Source organism: Acidovorax sp. LjRoot118 (genome assembly GCF_964253575.1).
In the GTDB taxonomy this organism is placed as follows: Bacteria; Pseudomonadota; Gammaproteobacteria; order Burkholderiales; family Burkholderiaceae_C; genus Acidovorax.
On sequence record NZ_CAXURB020000001.1, the window covers coordinates 2004434 to 2022952 of the forward strand.

At 67.4% G+C, this 18519-nt stretch carries 16 protein-coding genes; 7 read left to right on the top strand and 9 right to left on the bottom strand.

The features are described from left to right. The first annotated feature begins 18 nt into the window (after window positions 1-18). The 3 genes from ACSQ9E_RS09355 to ACSQ9E_RS09365 all read left to right on the top strand — a co-directional run bounded on the left by ACSQ9E_RS09355 (window position 19) and on the right by ACSQ9E_RS09365 (window position 3115). Window positions 19-1227 carry an MFS transporter gene (locus tag ACSQ9E_RS09355; protein ID WP_436217542.1) on the top strand — a complete coding sequence of 403 codons (1209 nt, stop codon included), beginning with the start codon at window positions 19-21 and terminating at the stop codon, window positions 1225-1227. 152 nt (window positions 1228-1379) lie between these two features. Then, complete coding sequence (locus ACSQ9E_RS09360; protein WP_436217543.1) at window positions 1380-2435, top strand: methionine ABC transporter ATP-binding protein; 1056 nt, start codon at window positions 1380-1382, stop codon at window positions 2433-2435. 14 nt (window positions 2436-2449) lie between these two features. Beyond that, window positions 2450-3115 carry a methionine ABC transporter permease gene (locus ACSQ9E_RS09365; protein WP_057206961.1) on the top strand — a complete coding sequence of 222 codons (666 nt, stop codon included), beginning with the start codon at window positions 2450-2452 and terminating at the stop codon, window positions 3113-3115. An 817-nt stretch (window positions 3116-3932) separates the two neighbouring features. Here the strand turns inward: ACSQ9E_RS09365 and fabI are convergent. After that, window positions 3933-4724 (bottom strand): enoyl-ACP reductase FabI, encoded by a 792-nt coding sequence (fabI, locus tag ACSQ9E_RS09370; protein WP_436217544.1) that lies wholly within the window; start codon window positions 4722-4724, stop codon window positions 3933-3935. A gap of 118 nt (window positions 4725-4842) precedes the next feature. Here fabI and ACSQ9E_RS09375 point away from each other — a divergent pair, with 118 nt between their 5' ends. From ACSQ9E_RS09375 to ACSQ9E_RS09390, 4 genes are read left to right on the top strand one after another with little or no spacing between them, the layout of a single operon-like run. Continuing rightward, the gene (locus tag ACSQ9E_RS09375; protein ID WP_436217545.1) at window positions 4843-6657 is read left to right on the top strand and encodes an extracellular solute-binding protein; all 1815 of its coding nucleotides are present in this window, start codon (window positions 4843-4845) and stop codon (window positions 6655-6657) included. Window positions 6658-6706: 49 nt separating this feature from the next. Beyond that, window positions 6707-7741 carry a microcin C ABC transporter permease YejB gene (locus tag ACSQ9E_RS09380; protein ID WP_057206956.1) on the top strand — a complete coding sequence of 345 codons (1035 nt, stop codon included), beginning with the start codon at window positions 6707-6709 and terminating at the stop codon, window positions 7739-7741. A gap of 4 nt (window positions 7742-7745) precedes the next feature. Next, on the top strand, window positions 7746-8852 hold the full coding sequence (locus ACSQ9E_RS09385; RefSeq protein ID WP_057206954.1) for an ABC transporter permease: 1107 nt from the start codon (window positions 7746-7748) through the stop codon (window positions 8850-8852). A gap of 20 nt (window positions 8853-8872) precedes the next feature. After that, window positions 8873-10489: an ABC transporter ATP-binding protein gene (locus ACSQ9E_RS09390; protein WP_436220205.1), complete on the top strand. Its 1617-nt coding sequence runs from the start codon at window positions 8873-8875 to the stop codon at window positions 10487-10489. Window positions 10490-10567: 78 nt separating this feature from the next. Here ACSQ9E_RS09390 and ACSQ9E_RS09395 read toward each other — a convergent pair whose 3' ends face one another. Genes ACSQ9E_RS09395 through ACSQ9E_RS09430 form a run of 8 tightly spaced genes read right to left on the bottom strand, consistent with a single transcriptional unit; the run spans window position 10568 to window position 18516 of the window. Beyond that, a complete protein-coding gene (locus ACSQ9E_RS09395; protein WP_436217546.1) occupies window positions 10568-11614 on the bottom strand; it encodes a branched-chain amino acid ABC transporter permease in 1047 nt (348 codons plus the stop codon). 8 nt (window positions 11615-11622) lie between these two features. After that, a complete protein-coding gene (locus ACSQ9E_RS09400) occupies window positions 11623-12522 on the bottom strand; it encodes a branched-chain amino acid ABC transporter permease (RefSeq protein WP_436217547.1) in 900 nt (299 codons plus the stop codon). Next, window positions 12519-13304 carry an ABC transporter ATP-binding protein gene (locus tag ACSQ9E_RS09405; RefSeq protein ID WP_057206948.1) on the bottom strand — a complete coding sequence of 262 codons (786 nt, stop codon included), beginning with the start codon at window positions 13302-13304 and terminating at the stop codon, window positions 12519-12521. The genes ACSQ9E_RS09400 and ACSQ9E_RS09405 overlap by 4 nt, the downstream gene beginning before the upstream one ends. Beyond that, complete coding sequence (locus tag ACSQ9E_RS09410) at window positions 13301-14062, bottom strand: ABC transporter ATP-binding protein (protein WP_057206946.1); 762 nt, start codon at window positions 14060-14062, stop codon at window positions 13301-13303. The genes ACSQ9E_RS09405 and ACSQ9E_RS09410 overlap by 4 nt, the downstream gene beginning before the upstream one ends. Window positions 14063-14068: 6 nt before the next feature. Next, window positions 14069-15403 carry an ABC transporter substrate-binding protein gene (locus tag ACSQ9E_RS09415; RefSeq protein WP_057206944.1) on the bottom strand — a complete coding sequence of 445 codons (1335 nt, stop codon included), beginning with the start codon at window positions 15401-15403 and terminating at the stop codon, window positions 14069-14071. A gap of 29 nt (window positions 15404-15432) precedes the next feature. Continuing rightward, the gene (locus tag ACSQ9E_RS09420) at window positions 15433-16332 is read right to left on the bottom strand and encodes a SphA family protein (RefSeq protein WP_436217548.1); all 900 of its coding nucleotides are present in this window, start codon (window positions 16330-16332) and stop codon (window positions 15433-15435) included. A 35-nt stretch (window positions 16333-16367) separates the two neighbouring features. Then, a complete protein-coding gene (locus tag ACSQ9E_RS09425) occupies window positions 16368-17567 on the bottom strand; it encodes an ABC transporter substrate-binding protein (protein WP_057268841.1) in 1200 nt (399 codons plus the stop codon). 34 nt (window positions 17568-17601) lie between these two features. Beyond that, window positions 17602-18516 carry an alpha/beta hydrolase gene (locus ACSQ9E_RS09430; RefSeq protein ID WP_436217549.1) on the bottom strand — a complete coding sequence of 305 codons (915 nt, stop codon included), beginning with the start codon at window positions 18514-18516 and terminating at the stop codon, window positions 17602-17604. Window positions 18517-18519 lie beyond the last annotated feature (3 nt).

The window sequence follows — 18519 nt, forward strand, 5'->3', positions numbered from 1 at the left end:
GCCGCACAATCGGCGCCTATGCATTCTTCCTCGACGATGCTGCGCCTGATCAGCGTGGCGGCCTTCTCCAGCATGGCATCCATGCGCGTGTGCGATCCGATGTTGGTCACCCTGTCCCAGGAGTTCCATGTCACCACCGGCGATGCATCGGCAGTGATCGCCGCGTTCGCGGTGGCCTACGGTGTGCTGCAGCTCTTTTACGGCCCGCTCGGTGACCGCTTTGGCAAGGTGCGCGTGATCATCGGCGCCACCTTTGCCTGCGCGGTCTTCAGTGCCGTCACGGCGCTGGCGCCGACCCTGCCGGTATTGGTGGTCTCGCGCGCGTTCATGGGTGCGGCGGCGGCGGGCATCATCCCGCTGTCCATGGCCTGGATCGGGGACAGCGTGGCCTACGAGCAGCGCCAGGAGACGCTGGCCCGGCTCATGGTGGCCACCGTGTCGGGAATGATGGCGGGTCAGTGGTTCGGCGGCTTCGCGGTGGAGGCCCTGGGCTGGCGCTGGGCGTTTGCCGTGCTGTCTGTGCTGTTCCTCACGGCTGCCACCATGCTGCTGCGCCAGATGCGTGCCACGGTGGCGGGTGCTGCAGCGGCGGGTGACCATCCGGCCGAGCCGGCTGCTTTCTCGCTACCGGCCTACCTGGCCACCACGGGGCGCCTGCTGCGCATGCCCCGCGTGCGCTGGGTGCTGGCCATCGTGGCGGTGGAGGGGGCGCTGGGCTTTGGCACCATGGCCTTCGTGCCGGCGCGCATGGTCGATGGCTTTGGCCTGTCGGCCTCGGCTGCCGGTGGCGTGATGGTGCTGTATGGCGTGGGTGGCCTGGTCTACAGCCTGATGGCGCGCCGCTGGCTGGCCCTGCTGGGCGAAAAGGGCCTGGCCCTGCTGGGTGCCATGATGATCGCGGTGGGCCTGCTGCTGCTGGCCTGGGCGCCCGTGGTGCACCTGGCGGTGGTGGGCTGCTTCTGTGCAGGCCTGGGTTTCTACATGCTGCACAACACCTTGCAGGTGCAGGCCACGCAGATGGCGCCCGAGGCGCGCGGCACGGCGGTCACGCTGTTCGCCTGCCTGCTGTTCCTGGGCCAGTCGGTCGGAGTGCTGGCAGTGGCGGCCAGTGTGGACCGGGGCTGGATCGCGCAGGTGTTCTCGATCGCCTCGCTCGGCATCGTGGTGCTGGGTGTGCTTGTGTCGCGCAAGGTGCAGGGCCGGGTTATGCAGGCCGCCACTGCATGATGCAGCAGGGTGGGGGCTTTCTAAATAACCAACATGTCTTATTACTCAATTTTTTGATAGTTGGTTTCTTTATGTTGCAATAGTACATTCCCTAATCCTCTTCATCCAGGGCCGAACCGGCGCCACAGGCGTACGGCGGCCCTTTGCGTTTCATGATCGACTTACGGGGTATCACCCAGATTTATCCGGGCCCACAAGGCCCGGTGGAAGCCCTTCGGGGCATTGACCTGCACATCAACCCGGGCGAGGTCTTCGGCATCATCGGCAAGAGTGGTGCCGGCAAGAGCTCGCTGGTGCGGGTCATCAACCTGCTCAACCGGCCTACAGAGGGCGAGGTCATCGTCAACGGCCGCGACCTGACGAAGCTGGACGACGCGCAACTGCGCGCGGCGCGGCGCGACATCGGCATGGTGTTCCAGCATTTCAACCTGCTGTCCTCGCGCACGGTGTTCGACAACGCTGCGCTTCCACTGGAGCTGGCGGGCATGGACAAGGCTGCCATCCGCGAGCGGGTGAACCCGCTGCTGGAGTTGGTGGGCCTGTCGGCCCTGGCCAACCGCTACCCGGCACAGATCAGCGGCGGGCAAAAGCAGCGCGTGGGCATTGCGCGCGCCCTGGCCAGCCGCCCCAAGGTGCTGCTCTCGGATGAGGCCACCTCGGCGCTCGACCCCGAGACCACGCGCGCCATCCTCGACCTGCTGCGCCAGGTGAACCGCGAACTGGGCCTCACGGTGGTACTCATCACCCACCAGATGCAGGTCATCAAGCAGGTGGCGGACCGCGTGGCCGTGATCGAGGCCGGCCGCATCGTGGAGCAGGGCCGGGTGCTGGAGGTCTTCACCCGCCCCCAGCAGGCCATCACCAAGAGCCTGATCGACGAGATATTGCCGCAGGAGCTGCCCGCCAGCGTGCTCGACCATGTGCGCAAGCTCACCGGCCAACTGGCCGCCACGGCACCCGGCAACACCGGCCGGCTTTTGCGCCTGTCGTACTCGGGTGACAGCGCCTACCAGCCCATCCTGTCGCAACTGATCCGCGAGTTCGGCGTGGACATGAGCATCCTGCACGGCCAGGTCGACGAGATCCAGGACGAGGCCTTCGGCTCGCTGGCCGTCTATGCGAGTGGTGAGCCTGAACGCCTGCGTGGCGCCGTGGAGCACCTGCGCGCCGGTGGCGTCGCGGTCGAACAAGTCACGATTGAAACCTGAGGGGGCAACAAGCCATGTTCGACCATTTCACTCCGGCCATGCTGGAGCTCTTTGCCTCATCCCTGTGGGAGACGCTCATCATGGTGGGCATCTCCGGCCTTGTCGGAGGCCTGCTGGGTGTGCCGCTGGGCGTGTTCCTGCGCCTCACGGACCAGGGCGGCGTGCTGGAAAACAGCCCCGTGAACAAGCTCGTGGGCTGGCTGGTGAATGCCGTGCGCTCCACGCCCTTCATCATCCTGCTGGTGGCCATCATTCCGTTCACGCGCTTCATCACGGGCTCGTCCATCGGCACGGCGGCGGCCGTGGTGCCGCTGACCATTGCGGCGGCCCCCTTCGTGGCGCGCCTGGTGGAAGCCGCCCTGCGCGAGGTCGACCACGGCCTCGTCGAAGCCGCTCAGGCCATGGGGGCTACCACCAGCCAGATCGTCTGGAAGGTGCTGCTGCCTGAGGCTTTGCCTGGCATCGTTGCCGGCTTGACCATCACCTTTGTCAGCCTCACTGGGTACTCGGCCATGGCAGGGGCTATTGGTGGTGGTGGGCTGGGGGATCTGGGGATCCGTTATGGGTACCAGCGGTTTTTGCCGGAGATCATGTTGGCTGTTGTGTTGGTGTTGATTTTCTTTGTGCAGGCGGTGCAGAGCCTTGGGGATTGGGCTGTGCGTCGGCTGAGCCATCGTTGATTTGTCGGCTGTGGTAGCTCTTTGCCTTGATTGAGGGCGGGAGCCGGGATGTGCACCCGGCGGCGCAGTAACTTTCTCTAGGCCGCCAAGAGAAAGTCACCAAAGAGAAGGCGGCCCCCAGTCTGCGTCCCCCATCGCCCTGTCGGGCGATGGGGGCAACCTGCGATGCTCGGAACTGGGGTGGTGCCGATGAACTCGCTGCGTTCTTCGAACTCCGCTCAAACAGCATCGGCAAGCTAGAGCACGAAGTGCGTGTGTCCTTCGGCACACGCACCCACCCCAGCCCCTGCGCTTCTCGGCGCAGCCAGCAGGGGTGGGGAGCGGGGTCAGAGACGGCTGCTGCTTCGCAGCTGCGCCTGGGGTCGGGTACGCGCTGCGCGCTGCCGACGGGCGGCGCAGCCGCCCTGGCGAGCCGAGCGCATCGAAGGACCACAGGCCGAGCGAAGCAATGGCCCGTATGGAGCCCGCTCCCACCCCCTTCTGACCGTGCCGAGAAGCGCAGGGCCTGGGGTGAGCGCGTGCCGAAGGACACGCGCATCGTCATCTGGCTCGCCGAAGCTGTTTGACCGGAGCTGCCTCGCAGAGGCAGCGCAGGGAGTTCTTCGGCGTCACCCCAGGACCGAGCATCGCAGGCTGCCCCCTCGTACGCAGTGCGAGGGGGACACGGGCAGCGGGGTCGCCTTTTCTTGGCCTACCTTCTTTTGGCGACGCAAAAGAAGGTAGGTGCGCCGCCGGGCGCACACCCCGGCCTCCGCCCTTCAATCAACAACTGAAGCATCCACAGACCCGAAGGCCGTGAAGCTTCAAACAAAGACAATCAGCCCACCGTATCCCGGCTAACCCCAGCCGTCTGGCTGAACCCACCATCCACATACGTGATCTCAGCCGTCATCCCTCCGGCCAGATCCGACAGCAAAAACGCCGCCACATTCCCCACGTCCTCAATGGTCACATTGCGGCGCAATGGAGAAGAATCCGCCACCATCGACAGCAGCTTGCCAAAGTCCTTGATTCCGCTGGCAGCCAGTGTCTTGATCGGCCCGGCGCTGATGCCATTCACACGCATGCCCTTGGGGCCCAGCGCCTCGGCCAGGTAGCGCACGCTGGCTTCCAGGCTGGCCTTGGCCAGGCCCATGGTGTTGTAGTTGGGGATGGTGCGCAGCGCGCCCAGGTAGCTCAGCGTGATCAGCGAAGATTTCTCGTTGAGGTAGGGCAGGGCCGACTTGGCCATGGCCGGGAAGCTGTAGGCGCTGATGTCGTGCGCAATGCGGAACGACTCGCGCGACAGGCCTTCCAGGAAGTCGCCGGCGATGGCTTCGCGCGGAGCGAAGCCGATGCTGTGCAAGAAGCCGTCAAACTTTGGCCACACCTGGGCCAGTTCGGCGAACATGCGGTCGATCTGCTCGTCGCTGCCCACGTCGCAGTCGAAAATGAGCTTGGAGTCAAACTCGGCCGCGAAGTCGGTGATGCGGTCCTTGAAGCGCTCGCCCACGTAGCTGAAGGCAAGTTCTGCGCCCTGCGCGTGGCAGGCCCGGGCGATACCGTAGGCGATGGAGCGGTTGGACAGCACGCCCGTGATGAGCAGCTTCTTGCCGGTCAGAAAACCCATGGTTTGTTCTCCTGTGGAATTGGGGGAATGAATGGCGATGCAGGGCCGGGGGTATTCACCGCGTATGGATATGCGCTATCCGCTGCAGGGCCGGCCGAACGTAGTGCAGAATTGTCGCATGCGGTTTTGGCTCACTTTTTTGCTGATGGGTTGTTGCACGGCACCGGCCTGGGCCGCGCACGGCTATGCGCTGTGGGGTGACCTCAAGTACCCAGCCGGCTTTGCCCACTTCGACTATGTGAATCCCGATGCACCAAAGGGGGGCGAGCTGCGCATGGTGAGCAACCTGCGCTACTCCACCTTCGACAAGTACAACCCCTTCACCATGAAGGGGTCGCCGCCGGCCTACCTGTCGGACCTGCTGTTCGAGACACTGCTCACCGGCTCCATGGACGAGACCGCTTCGGGCTACGGCCTGCTGGCCGAGGACGTGGACGTGGCGCCCGACCGGCTCAGCGCAACGTTCCGCCTGCGGGCCGAGGCACGCTTTCACGATGGCAGCCCCGTGGAGGCGGCCGACGTCAAGCACACCTATGAGACGCTGATCAGCCCCCAGGCCTCGCCTGGCTACGCCACCTCGCTGCAGGAAGTGGCCGGCGTGGACGTGGTCGACAAGCGCACGGTGCGCTTTCGCTTCAAGCTGCCCAACCGCGAACTGCCGCTCACGGTGGGCAGCCTGCCCATCTTCAGCCGCGCCTGGGGCCGCCAGGCCGATGGCAAGGCCAAGCGCTTCGATGAGGTCGTGACCGACACGCCCATCGGCAGCGGCCCGTACCGCATCGGTCCGGTGGCCTTCGGGCGCGACATCACCTATGCGCGCGACCCCAATTATTGGGGCCGCAACCTGAACGTGAACAAGGGCGCGTTCAACTTCGACAACATTACCGTCAAGATCTACAAGGACAACACCGCCCGGCTGGAGGCCGTGAAGGCCGGCGAGTTCGACTTCATGACCGTGTACTCGGCAGGCGATTGGGCGCGCCGCATCAACGGCAAGCTGTTCAAGCAGGGTGTGCTGGTCAAGAAGGACATGAAGCACCGCCTGCCTGCGGGCTTTCAGAGCTATGTGCTCAACACCCGCCGGCCCATGCTGAGCGACCCGCGTGTGCGCGAGGCGCTGGGACTGGCCATCGACTACGAGTGGATGAACCGCCAGATGTTCTACGGCGGCTACCCGCGCGTGACCGACCTGTTCGGCAACACCGACTGCCAGGCCACCGGCACCCCCGGCCCCGAGGAGCTCAAGCTGCTGGAGCCCTGGCGTGGCAAGGTGCCTGAGGCTGTGTTCGGCCCCATGTACCAGCCGCCGGTGACCGAGGGCGAAGGCCATTCGCTGCGCGAGAACCTGCGCCGCGCCCGCCAACTGCTGGTCGATGCGGGCTGGACCTACCGCGACGGGGCCCTGCGCAACGCCAAGGGCGACCCCATGGTGATCGAGTTCCTGGACAGCAAAGAGGGCGGTGCCCGCACCGTGACCCCCTGGATACGCAATCTGGAAAAGCTGGGCGTCACCTTGCGCTTTGCCACGGTGGACTATGCCCTGTACCAGCAGCGCCTGGACAAGTTCGACTTCGACATGATCAGCCTGGCGTTTCAGGGCACCTACAACCCGGGCCAGGAGATGCAGGAGTACTTCGGCAGCAAGCGCGCCGATGTCGAGGGCGCTGGCAACTACACGGGGGTGAAGAGCCCGGCCGTCGACGCCATCGTCACCAGATTGACGCGCGCCGACACCAAGGCCGAGCTGCTGCCCGCCTGCCGCGCGCTGGACCGCTTGATCATGCACAGCCACTACCTGATCCCGCAGTGGACCCTGTCGTCGCACCGCGTGGTCTATAACCAGCAGCGCTTGGCCTACAAGGAGCCCATGCCCCCCTATGCCAAGGCAGAAGAGTGGCTGATGTTCTCCTGGTGGAGCATCATCAAGCCATGATGGCCCAGCCCCCGATGCAGCCCTGACCCCTGGAGCCCAGCCACACGCCATGCTTGCCTACATCGCCAAACGCCTGCTGCTCATGCTGCCCACCCTGTTGGGCGTATTGCTTTTGACCTTTGCGGTGATCCAGTTTGTGCCTGGCGGCCCGGTGGAGCAGTACATGGCCGAGGCGCGCGCTGCAGCAGGCAAGGGGCGCGGTGCGGAAGGCGGCGGCATGGTCTACCGAGGTGACCAGGGTGTGGATCCCAAGCGGGTGGAGCAGATCAAGGCGCTCTATGGTTTCGACAAGCCCGCGCACGAGCGCTTCTTCATCATGCTGGGCCAGTTTGCGCGCTTCGACCTGGGCAAGAGCTTCTTCCAGAACAAGAACGTGTGGGAGCTCGTGAAGGAAAAGCTGCCTGTCTCCATCAGCCTGGGGCTTTGGACCTTTTTCATCAGCTACCTGGTTGCCGTACCGCTGGGCGTGGCCAAGGCGGTGCGCGCGGGCTCGCGCTTCGACCTGGTGACCACGCTGCTCATCCTGGTGGGCTATGCCATACCGGGCTTCGTGCTCGGGGTGGCGCTGCTGGTGATTTTTGGCGGGCAGCTGCAATGGTTCCCGCTGCGTGGACTGGTGTCGTCCAACTGGGACCAGATGACCTGGGGCGCGCGCATCGTCGACTACCTGTGGCACATCACCCTGCCGGTCACGGCCATGGTGGCCGGCAGCTTTGCGGTGACGGCCATGCTCACCAAGAACGCCTTTCTCGAAGAGATTCGCAAGCAGTACGTGCTGACGGCGCGGGCCAAGGGCCTGTCGGAGCGGCAGGTGCTGTGGAAACACGTGTTCCGCAACGCGCTGATTCCCATCATCACCGGCTTCCCTGCCGCCTTCATCGGAGCCTTTTTCGCCGGCTCGCTGTTGATCGAGACGCTGTTCTCGCTCGACGGCCTGGGCCTGCTCGGCTACGAGAGCGTGATCCGCCGCGACTACCCCGTGGTGCTGGGCACGCTGTACCTCTTCACCCTGATCGGCCTGGTCACCAAGCTCATCAGCGACCTGTGCTATGTGTGGGTTGATCCCCGCGTGAAGTTTGACTGACCGCATGAACCTGCCCTCTGCAAGTCCCTCCAGCAGCACCGCAGCCGCCATGCCGGTTGCCCCGCCAGCCGCCTCAACGGCCCCCGTGTCCCTTTCTCCCTCGCGCCGGGCCTGGCTGCGCTTCAAACGCAACCGCCTGGGCTTGTGGAGCCTGGTGATCTTCTGCGTGCTGGTGGTCATCAGCCTGGCGGCCGAGCTGGTCAGCAACGACCGGCCCCTGATCGTGCGCTACGAAGGGCAGACCTACTTCCCCATGCTCCAGACCTACCCCGAAAAGACCTTCGGTGGTGATTTCGAGACCCCCACGGACTACCTGGACCCCTTCATTCAGCAGCGCTTGAGCGCCGGCAGCAACTGGGCGCTCTACACCCTTATCCCCTACGGGCCCACCACCCTCAATTACTTCGCCAAGGAGCCCAATCCATCGGCCCCCACGCGGGACAACTGGATGGGCACCGATGACCGCGGCCGGGACATGGTGGCCCAGTTGCTCTACGGCTTTCGCGTCAGCGTGCTGTTCGGCCTGGCACTGACCTTCATCGGCACCGTGCTGGGCATCATCACCGGCGCGATCCAGGGCTTCTTCGGCGGCAAGACGGACCTGGCGTTCCAGCGCTTCATCGAGATCTGGGGCTCCATGCCGGAGCTGTACCTGCTCATCATCTTCAGTGCGCTGTTTTCGCCCAGCATCTCGCTGCTGCTCATCCTGCTCTCCCTGTTTGGCTGGATGGGCCTGTCGGACTATGTGCGCGCCGAGTTCTTGCGCAACCGACAGCTCGACTACGTGAAGGCCGCGCGCGCCCTGGGTGTCAGCAACGCACAGATCATCTGGCGCCACATCCTGCCCAACAGCCTGACCCCTGTGGTCACTTTTCTGCCGTTTCGCATGAGCGCCGCCATTCTGTCGCTCACCGCCCTCGACTTCCTGGGCCTGGGTGTTCCACCCGGCACGCCCAGCCTGGGCGAGCTGCTGAGCCAGGGCAAGAACAACATCGATGCCTGGTGGATATCGCTGAGCACCTTTGCCGTGCTGGTGATCACCCTGCTGCTGCTGACCTTCATGGGCGATGCGCTGCGCGACGCCCTGGACCCGCGAAAGGCCGACAAGTGAGCGCCGCATCCAGTCCAGGCATGGCACCTTCGGGCCCTTTGCTCGATGTGCGCGATCTCCATGTGCACTTCGGCACCAAGGAAGTGGTGAGCGGCGCCAGCTTCACCATCGCCCCCGGCGAAAAGCTCGCCCTGGTGGGCGAATCGGGCTCGGGCAAGACCATCACCGCGCTGAGCCTGCTGCGCCTGGCGGGCGATGCCCGGGTCAGCGGCCAGGCGCTGCTGCGCGGGCGCGACCTGCTGGCGCTGAGCGAGCGTGAGATGCGCGGCGTGCGCGGCGGCGAGATCGCCATGGTCTTCCAGGAGCCCATGACGGCGCTGAACCCGCTGATGACCATAGGCCAGCAGATCGCCGAGATCCTGCAGCTCAAGAAGGGCCTCACGGGCGCGCAGTGTGCCCAGGCCGCCATCGAGCTGCTGGCCAAGACCGGCATCCCGGAGCCTGCGCGCCGGGCCAATTCTTTCCCGCACCAGCTCTCGGGCGGGCAGCGCCAGCGCGCCATGATCGCCATGGCCCTGGCCAGCGAGCCGCAACTGCTGCTGGCCGACGAACCCACCACTGCGCTCGACGTGACCCTGCGCGGCCAGATCCTTGACCTGTTGTCCGACCTGCAGCGCCAGACCGGCATGGCCGTGCTGCTCATCACCCATGACCTGAACCTGGTGCGCCGCTTTGCTGACCGCGTGGCCGTGATGGAGCAGGGCGTGCTGGTGGAGCAGGGCGCAGTGGCCGAGGTGTTCGGTGCGCCCCAGCATGCCTACACCCGCAAGCTGATGCAAAGCCAGCCCCAGCGCGACGTGACCGAAATCGCACCTGCGCCCGGCACCCCGCCCGTGCTGCAGGCCAGCGACCTGCGTGTGGTCTACCCCACGCCACTGCCTGGCTTGCGTGGCTGGTTCAAGAAGGGCGAGTTCGTGGCCGTGCAGGGCGCCAGCCTGGCGCTGCCACCCGGCCGCACGCTCGGGGTAGTGGGTGAATCGGGCTCGGGCAAGTCCACCCTGGCCCAGGCCATTCTGGGGCTGCTGCCGTTTGGCGGATCGCTGCAGGTGGCGGGGCAGGGCTGGCAGGCGCCGGCCATGCGCAACTCGCCGGCCAACCAGCAACTGCGCCGCAAGGTGCAGGTGGTGTTCCAGGACCCGTTCTCATCGCTGTCGCCACGCCTCACGGTGGAGGAGATCGTGGGCGAAGGCATGCGCGTGCACGAGGCCACGCTCAGCGTGGCCGAGCGGCGCACCCGCGTGGAGGCGGCCCTGGCCGAGGTAGGCCTGGCCGAGGCGCAGTTCCCTGGCCTGCTGGCCCGCTACCCGCATGAATTCTCGGGCGGGCAGCGCCAGCGCTTGGCCATTGCGCGCGCCCTCATCGTGCAGCCGCAGCTGCTGGTGCTCGACGAGCCCACCAGTGCGCTCGATGTGACCATCCAGCAGCAGGTGCTCAAGCTGCTGCAGCGCCTGCAAAAGGAAAAGGGGCTGAGCTACCTGCTCATCACACACGACGTGCAGGTGATACGCGCCATGGCGCACGAGGTGCTGGTGATGAAGGACGGCAACGTGCTCGAAAGCGGCCCCGTGGGCCAGGTGCTGGATGCACCGCAGCACCCCTACACGCAGCGGTTGGTGGCCTCTGCCGGGCTGGACTGATACGGATTTGCCTTCAACCGGCTAGCGTCGTTGGGTCGCCTTGCCGTGCTATGGCACTGTCTGCGGCTTACCGCCTAGCTATCCGATTGAATGCAAATCCGTATGAGGTTCGCGTGCGCGCACGCGGTAGCCGGCCGACAGCAGGTGCAGGTCCCAGCGCTGTTGCACCGCACCCCATATTCCCTTGGGCAGGAACAGCGCAAACAACATGGCGACGGCCCCCAGCCCGATGAGGTAGGCCACGCCCTGGCCGCCCCACCAGGTCTCCACCGCAAAGAACAGCAGCGCGCCCAGGATGGGGCCTTCCATGGTGCCGATGCCGCCCACCAGCACCATGAAGATCATGTAGGCCGTCCATTGCACGCTGAAGTACGTTTTGGGCTGAAAGCTGATCGACGTGGCCAGCCACAGCCCCCCGGCCAGCGCGCAGCCGAACGCCGACAGCACGAACACCAGGCGCTTGACGGCCACCACGCGCACGCCGATGGAGATGGCCGCCGTCTCGTTGTCGCGGATGGCCTGCGCCGCCGTGCCCACCTTGCTGCGCAAGAGCAGGAACACGGCCCCGCACAGCCCCGCCATGGCCGCCAGCGCCGCCCAGTAGGTATAGGCACGCCGCTCGCCCGCAGCGTACTGCTGCAGCGCAATCATGGAGGTACCGGTTTCGCCCTGCACCAGGCTGTCCAGGTTCACGCACAGGTGCGCGAGCGCGGCCACCACCCACATGCCGATGGCGAACTCGCCGCCCTGCAGGCGCAGCATGAAGGCCGCCAGCGGCACCGCCACCAGCGCCACCAGCACGGCACCCAGCAACAGCGCGGGGTACGGGCCCAGGCCTGCATCGGCCAGCCGGACCATGGCGTAGGCACCGAGCCCGAAGAATGCCTGGTGGCCAATCGACACCAGCCCGGCATAGCCCGCCAGGGCGTTCCACATCACCGCCAGGATGACGTAGATGAACAGCGTGGTGAGCCGGTCCACCGTGCCCGCCTGCAGCCACAGCGGACCCAGAAAGAGCACGGCCAGTAGCGGCACGGCGGCCCCGGCGCAGACAGCGGATGCACGCGTCCAGCGCTGAATGGTCCAGGCGGGCTGGCCCACGGGTGCAGGAGAAGGGGAACTCATAGGGAGGCTCATGGTGTGGGCTGACGGCGGGTGGAAAAGAAGCTGCGCAGTGCGCCGCTCGCGCAGAGCCGGGCCAGCAGGATGGCGAGGAAGGTGGCATGCCCGGCGATCAAAAAGCCCTGGGGATGCACCTGCGCCCCCAGGTTCTGCGCCACGCCCAGCACCACGCCGCCCAGCAGCGTGCCCCACAGCGAGCCCGCGCCGCCGATGATCACGGCCTCGAACGCAAAGATGAGCTGCTGTGGCCCCGAGAACGGGTCGAACGTGGCCCGCATGGCCAGCGATGCCCCGGCCAGGGTAACGGTGACCGTGGTGATGGCCGAGGCCGCTGCAAACACGGCCCCGGTGTGCACGCCCACCAGGCGTGCGGTGTCGGCGTCTTCCGAGGCCGCGCGGATCTGCCGCCCCAGCGCCGTGTGCGCCAGCATCGCGTGCAGTCCGCCCAGCAGGGTCACCGCAAACACCAGCACCATGGCGGGCAGTTGCCCCACGTAGATGCCGCCGGGCAGCTCCCAGCTGTCGTAGGCCAGCGTGCCGATGGCGGTGGCCAGCGAACGGGTGTCGGCGCCGAAGTGCTGGAACAGCAGGTTGTCGATCACACTGGCCAGGCCGAAGGTGGCGAGCAGGGGCACCAGTGCCCCCAGGCGTGCGCTGCGCTCCAGCACCAGCCGGTGCAACACCCAGCCCAGCAGCGCCATGGCGGGCAGCACCGCCAGCAGGGCCAGCAGCGGGTGCCAGCCCATGGGCTCGGCCAGCAGCCACAGCAGGTAGGCGGCCACCACGGCCAAGCTGCCATGGGCCAGGTTGATGATGCGCATGACCCCGAACATGAATGACAGCCCGCAGGCCAGCAGGGCGTAATAGCCCCCCAGCAAGAGGCCCTGGATGATCTGGTTGAGCAGGTTCATGCGGCCACCTTGTAGAGGTTGTCGGCAGACGCCTCGCCTGGGCTACCTGCGTGGTGAACGGTGCGCGCGCTCTCAGGCCGCTGCGCACCGAAGTAATGCGCGGTGATCTGCGCACGCGAGAGTTCGGCCGCAGGCGCATCGGCCACCACGCGGCCTTCAAGCATGCAGACGATGCGGGTGGCAACGGCCTGCACACGCTGCAGGTCCTGCTCCACCAGCACCAGGGGGGTACCCTGTCCCACCACGCCGCGCAGCGCGTCGTACACACCTTGCACGGCCAGGGGCGACAGGCCTAGTGATATTTCGTCGAGCAGCAGCAGGCGCGGGTTGGTCATCAGCGCGCGGCCAATGGCCACGGCCTGCTGCTGCCCGCCCGACAGCTCGCCCGCCCGCGCATGCAGCTTGGGCTGCAGCTGGGGGAATGCACCGAGCACCGTGTCCAGCGTCCAGGGCCCGCGCCGGCCGGCCGCCCGCGCCACCAGCAGGTTCTCGCGCACCGTCATGCCGGCAAACAGGCGCCGCCCTTCGGGCACCAGGGCCAGCCCCCGGGCCACGCGCTGGTGGGCGGGTAGGCAGGTGATGTCCTCGCCGTCCCACCGCAGCGTGCCGCTGCTGGCGCGGTGTGCGCCGGCCACGGTGCGCAGCAATGTGGTCTTGCCCGCGCCGTTGGCGCCGACCAGGGCCAGGATGTCGCCCGGGTGCACCTGCAGCGACACGCTGCGCACGGCAGGCAGTTGCCCGTGGTGGGCGTCCACAGAACCGATGTCCAGAAGGGCGCTCATGCCGCCACCCCGCCCAGATAGGCCTCGACCACCGTGGCGTCGGCCAGCACGGCCTGCGGATCGCCACTGGCGATGACCCGGCCGCCCTCCATGCACACCAGGCGCGTGGCCACCTGCAGCAGCACATGCACGAGGTGCTCTATCCAGACGATGGCGATGCGGTGGCTGCGGATGGCGCGCACCAGGTCCACCAGTTCGCTCGCCTCGGCATCGGTCAGGCCGCCGCCGATCTCGTCGAGCAGCAGCACGGTGGGCTGTGTGGCCAGCGCGCGCACCAGCTCCAGCCGCTTGCGGCCCAGCAGGCCCAGGGTTTCCGCGCGGCGGTTGGCCAGTGCCCCCATGCCGCACAGGTGCAGGGCCTCCATGGCCCGGTCGCCCGCATCGCGGGCGTTCAGGCCGGCGCCGTGCGTGGCGGCGGCCAGGACGTTCTCGAACACCGTCATGCCCAGGAACGGTCGCGGCACCTGGTGGGTGCGCGCAATGCCTGCGCGGCAGCGGTCTGCCGCGCCCCAGGCGCCCACGTCCACCCCCTTGAACCAGACGGTTCCCTGGCTGGGCGCATGCGCCCCGGCCAGCACGTTCAGCAGCGTGGTCTTGCCCGCACCGTTGGGCCCGACGATGCCCACGGCCTCATCGGCGCCCACGGAAAAGTCCAGCCGGTCCAGCACCTTTAGCGCGCCAAAGCGCATCCCTATGCCCTGGGCATTCAGCAGCAACGGGCCGCCCGCAGGCAGGCCTCGTGGTTGTAGATGTGCCATGGCCGCTCAGCTGTAGGACTTCAGGGCCGCCGCGACCGGAATGCTGCGGTCGTTGGCGTTCTCGGTGATGCTGATGTCCAGCTTGAACTTGCTGCCCTGCGCAGGTTTGACCCACTGCGCACCCACCACCGGCGTCACCGACACGTTGGGCACGGGCCCTTTGGCAAAGTCCACCGGCCCCTGCATGGTGGTGGCCCTGAGCGTGCTGATGGCACGCGCCAGCGCTGCCTTGTCGCGCGGGTTGGTGCTGGCCTTCAAGGCCTCGCTGCCCGCATCGAACAGCGACATCGTGGAGCCCAGCATCTGCGTCCACTGCTTGCCCGTGGCAGCCTCGTAGGCATCGGCCAGTTGCACCCCGGTGAGCCCGGTGAGCGGCGATGCATAGGGAAAGGTCTTGTGCCAGAAGCACCCCGCGCCCAGGTTCACCGCCAGCGGGCCCAGGGCCTCCACCTGCGAGGGCACGAGGCCGGTCTTGGCGATCTGCGCGATCTTCACCATGCGCGTGTAGCCCTGCTGGGCCGCCTGCCGCCAGAAGGTGGCGAAGTCCGGCGGAATGGGGAAGGTGTTGAAGACCTCGCAGCGCTCGGCCTTGAAGCGCGCTATCTGCGCAGAGAAGTCGGTGGTGCCGTTTTCATAGGGCCCTGCGTCCACCACAGTGAAGCCGGCCTTGCTGAGCTCGGGCGCCAGCGTGGCGCGGATGGCGTTGCCGTCGGCGTCGTTGGGGTAGAGCACGCCGATCTTCCGGTTGGTGGGCACCAGGGAGAACTGCGAAAGGTAGGACTTGGCGAACCCGCCACCGCCGAACGAGAAGTGGTAGGTCCACTTGAAGGGCGAAGGCGCGCCGGGCTTGGCGCCCCGGCCGAAGTACCAGGCCTCCCACGGCATCACGGTGGACAGGCAGGGCACGCCCGCCGCCTCGCACGCATCCGACACCGGGTTCACCGTCTCGGGCGTGGTGGTGGTGAGCATGAGGTCGATCTTGTCGTTGTTGATCAGGCCCTTGGCCAACTGGCTCGCGCGAGCCGGGTCCGACTGGGTGTCGCGGTCCAGGATCTCCACCGCGTATTTCACACCGCCGATGGTCAGGCCTGCGGCCAGGGTCTTGCGCACCTGCGCCAGGATGAAGCTGTCGGTCTCGCCCAGTGCGCCCAGCGGCCCGGTGCGGGGGCTGATGAAGCCCACCTTGAGCACGGGCGCCGCAGCGGCCGCCTGGGCCCACAGCGGGCCGGAGCCCAGCGTCAGGCTGCCGGCACCCGCCGCAGTGATCAAGTCACGGCGCGAGAGTTTGCGGGGCGTGGCCGTCTCGGCGGCCACGGGGAAGGATGGAAGTGTATTTTTCATGGTGATTTCTCAGAGAGTGGGCGTGGGGTTCAGAAAGGCACGGTGGTCTTGAGCCAGAACTGCGAGCCCTGGGCGCGGTTGCGCACACCGAACTCTCTCTCGAGCTTGGCGGTGATGAGCCAGCCCTTGCCGTCGGCGTAGCGCACGGAAGGCCCGATCGACTGGCTGCGGCCACGCGAGCCCGCCAGGGCCACGCCGCCCACCTTGTCATCGCTCCATTGCCGGTACAGGTAGCCGCCCACGCCCAGCACCCAGCCATTGCCCAGGCCCCAGCCTGCGGCGTAGTCCACGATGAGCTCGCGGCCCGAGCGGTAGTCGGTGTCGCTGTTGGTGCGGTTGAAGTTGAGCGTGGCCTTCACATCGCCGTTGAAACCGGCGGGGTCCGTGAAGGTCAGCACACCCAGGGGCTGCACCGACAGGTAGTTGCGGCCAATGTTGGCTTGGCGCGTGCGGTCGTAGGCCCCGGTGGGCAGCACGGCGTCCAGGCCCAGCACGCTGTGCAATTGGGCCGAGTGGTGCCAGGCCACCCCAGCGCCCACCGTCACGTCGCCCAGGCCGGTGCGCGAGTCGCTTGCGCCGCCGGCCCGCACCGACAGGTCCACCAGCGGCAGGATGGCGTGCGCGGTCACCTGGCCGCCCAGCGCCTGCTGCAGTGTGATCCAGATCAGGCGCGTGGCCGCTGCCGCCGCGCGCACCTTGAAGCCGGGGATGGGCAGGGCATTGCCCTGGCCATCGTTCACGCGGCTGGTGGTGTAGTAATTCAGGTACTCCAGCACATACAGCCCGGGCGGCGGGGCAGCACCGGCTATGAAGTTCTCGGTGCCCAGCGGGTAGGTGGAGCCCCCGCCTTCGGTGGCCAAGGCGGCCGTCGACAGGGCACCGGCCAGGGCCAGTACCGCCAGGCGGGAAGAGGGGTGTTGCGTTGTCATGCTTGTCTCCTTGTTGAATTCATTTTTTGGGGGCATCAGGGCGCCAACAGCTCGGGCACTTCAATCCAGGCGGGGGTGGCGATGTACCAATGGCCTTGCTGCAGCCTGAGCGGCAGGGCCGTGCGGTTGGGGTTGTGGGCCCGGCGGTTGCCGATCTCGAACGGCATTCCCAGCAGGGGATGGCTGGTGGGCGGCATCTGTTGCAAGGCACGGGTCACCGTCTCCCGGGTGATGGGGCCCTCGATCTGGCGCAGGGCCCGCACCAGGATCTGGGCCGCCACATAGCCACCCTGGGACAGAGAGCTCAGCGGCAACCGGGCCTCCTGCATCAGGCGCCGCCAGTCCTGGGACGGCAGCGACCGGCTCTTCCACGGCTCGAACTCGGCCATCACGTACACCGTGCCGTCGTGCGCCGCCAGCGCCCGGGCCACCCGGTCGGTGTAGGCCGGGGTCAGGTAGATGAAGGCCATGCCGCGCCCTCCCAGGGTATGCACGGCCCCGCTCCAGCGCAGCACGGCGTCCTCGTGCCCGGTGAAGACCACGGTGTCGCACCCCTGCCCCTGCAAGGTCCTGAGCAGGGGCGCAGGGTCCTGCTCCGGCCCCAGGGTCTGCAGCAGCGGCACCTCCATGGCTTTCGCCTTGGCGAGGCGACGGAGGGCCTGCCGGTAGCCCTCCACCATGCCCGGCAGATCCAGCGCCACCGCGCAAAGCCTGGTGCTGCGCAGCGTGGTGCGGGCGAACAGCACGGCGCTGGCCAGCCCGACATAGGGCCCGTTGTTGAGCGGCACCACATGCGACGACCTGAAGCAGGCGGGTGCGACCGATGCGCCCTGCAGCGACATCAGCCGGCCGGCCTCGTAGCGGGAGGCGTTGGCCGCGCAGTCGAGCAGCCCGGAGCTGCCCGCCAGGGCCACCACCTCGGGGTCGTTGATGAGCCGGCCCGCAGCGGCCGCCGCCGTGGCAGGCGTGCTCCCTTCGTCGAGCGAGAGGTATTCGACGCGGCGGCCCCGTATGCCCCCGGTGGCATTCACCGCGTCCAGATAGGCCCTGGCCGCCTGCGACGACTCCGGGAAGGCATGGGGCCCACTCAGGGCGCTCACCGCACCCACCTTGATGGGGCGGTGCGTCTCCTGTGCATGGGCTGCGGGCAGCAGCAGGGCGCCGCACAGCAGCACCGCAACCCCTGCGCTGCGCAGGCTCGCGCCCCGGCCGGTGCCGGTAGGTCGTGTCGTCATGGTCAGTCCTTGGGGAAGCCAGTGCGCCGTCGCATCACGCCGCGCTGCTGCGTTGGCGTGCGGCCATGAAGCGCCCGGCCTGCTCCAGCGACGCCAGGGCTTCATCGAGCACGGGCGCAAACAGCTGCCAGCAGTGCACCATGCCGTCCCACACCGTGCATTCGACCTCCACCCCCGCCGCCTTCAGGCGCGCTGCCATGGTCACCGCGTCGTCGCGCAGCCGCTCCCGGCTGCCCACCTGCAGTTGCACGGGCGGCAGGCCCTGCAGTTCGGCGCTGTAGAACGGCGTGACGGTGGGTGAGCGCACATCGCCACCGGGCACATACATGGCGTTGAAGAAACCCATGAGCTCGCGGGTGATGAACGGGTCATCCACCGTGCGGTGCGACTCGCCCTCGGATGCCAGATCAAGGGCCGGTGACAGCGCCACGATGGCCGCCGGCAGGGCCAGACCCTGGTTGCGGGCGCGCACCCCGGTGGACAAGGCCAGGTTGCCGCCCGCAGAGTCCCCCGCCAGCGCAATGGCCGACGCGGCGTAGCCGTTGGCCAGCGCCCACTGGTAGGCCGCAAAGGCATCGTCGTGCGCCGCAGGTGCCGGGTGCTCCGGGGCCAGCCGGTAGTCCACATTGAGCACCCGGGCTCCGCTGAACTGCGCGAGGTAGGAGCACAGCGCCCGGTGCGAGGCCAGCGAGCCAAACACGAAGCCGCCCGCGTGGTAGTAGATGACAAGCTTGCGCGGGTCGGCCTGCGGCGTGCCCAGCAGCTCTGCCGCCATGCTGCCGCCGGCTGCATCCGGGATGCGCAGGCTCTCTATGGCCAGCCCCTGGGCCAGGGGCATCTGCGAGTTGCTGGCATCAAACCAGGCGCGCAGTTGCGCGGGGCTGGCCTGTGCAGGTGGCGGGTTCTGCGCGGCCATCTGCAGGATGGCCTCAAGTTGTTGTGCGGACATGGG

Excerpts from the sequence above, each read along its gene's own strand:
- ACSQ9E_RS09355 (WP_436217542.1), top strand. The coding sequence starts at position 19 with ATGCATTCTTCCTCGACGATGCTGCGCCTGATCAGCGTGGCGGCCTTC.
- ACSQ9E_RS09360 (WP_436217543.1), top strand. The coding sequence starts at position 1,380 with ATGATCGACTTACGGGGTATCACCCAGATTTATCCGGGCCCACAAGGC.
- ACSQ9E_RS09365 (WP_057206961.1), top strand. The coding sequence starts at position 2,450 with ATGTTCGACCATTTCACTCCGGCCATGCTGGAGCTCTTTGCCTCATCC.
- fabI (WP_436217544.1), bottom strand. The coding sequence starts at position 4,724 with ATGGGTTTTCTGACCGGCAAGAAGCTGCTCATCACGGGCGTGCTGTCC.
- ACSQ9E_RS09375 (WP_436217545.1), top strand. The coding sequence starts at position 4,843 with ATGCGGTTTTGGCTCACTTTTTTGCTGATGGGTTGTTGCACGGCACCG.
- ACSQ9E_RS09380 (WP_057206956.1), top strand. The coding sequence starts at position 6,707 with ATGCTTGCCTACATCGCCAAACGCCTGCTGCTCATGCTGCCCACCCTG.
- ACSQ9E_RS09385 (WP_057206954.1), top strand. The coding sequence starts at position 7,746 with ATGAACCTGCCCTCTGCAAGTCCCTCCAGCAGCACCGCAGCCGCCATG.
- ACSQ9E_RS09390 (WP_436220205.1), top strand. The coding sequence starts at position 8,873 with ATGGCACCTTCGGGCCCTTTGCTCGATGTGCGCGATCTCCATGTGCAC.
- ACSQ9E_RS09395 (WP_436217546.1), bottom strand. The coding sequence starts at position 11,614 with ATGAGTTCCCCTTCTCCTGCACCCGTGGGCCAGCCCGCCTGGACCATT.
- ACSQ9E_RS09400 (WP_436217547.1), bottom strand. The coding sequence starts at position 12,522 with ATGAACCTGCTCAACCAGATCATCCAGGGCCTCTTGCTGGGGGGCTAT.
- ACSQ9E_RS09405 (WP_057206948.1), bottom strand. The coding sequence starts at position 13,304 with ATGAGCGCCCTTCTGGACATCGGTTCTGTGGACGCCCACCACGGGCAA.
- ACSQ9E_RS09410 (WP_057206946.1), bottom strand. The coding sequence starts at position 14,062 with ATGGCACATCTACAACCACGAGGCCTGCCTGCGGGCGGCCCGTTGCTG.
- ACSQ9E_RS09415 (WP_057206944.1), bottom strand. The coding sequence starts at position 15,403 with ATGAAAAATACACTTCCATCCTTCCCCGTGGCCGCCGAGACGGCCACG.
- ACSQ9E_RS09420 (WP_436217548.1), bottom strand. The coding sequence starts at position 16,332 with ATGACAACGCAACACCCCTCTTCCCGCCTGGCGGTACTGGCCCTGGCC.
- ACSQ9E_RS09425 (WP_057268841.1), bottom strand. The coding sequence starts at position 17,567 with ATGACGACACGACCTACCGGCACCGGCCGGGGCGCGAGCCTGCGCAGC.
- ACSQ9E_RS09430 (WP_436217549.1), bottom strand. The coding sequence starts at position 18,516 with ATGTCCGCACAACAACTTGAGGCCATCCTGCAGATGGCCGCGCAGAAC.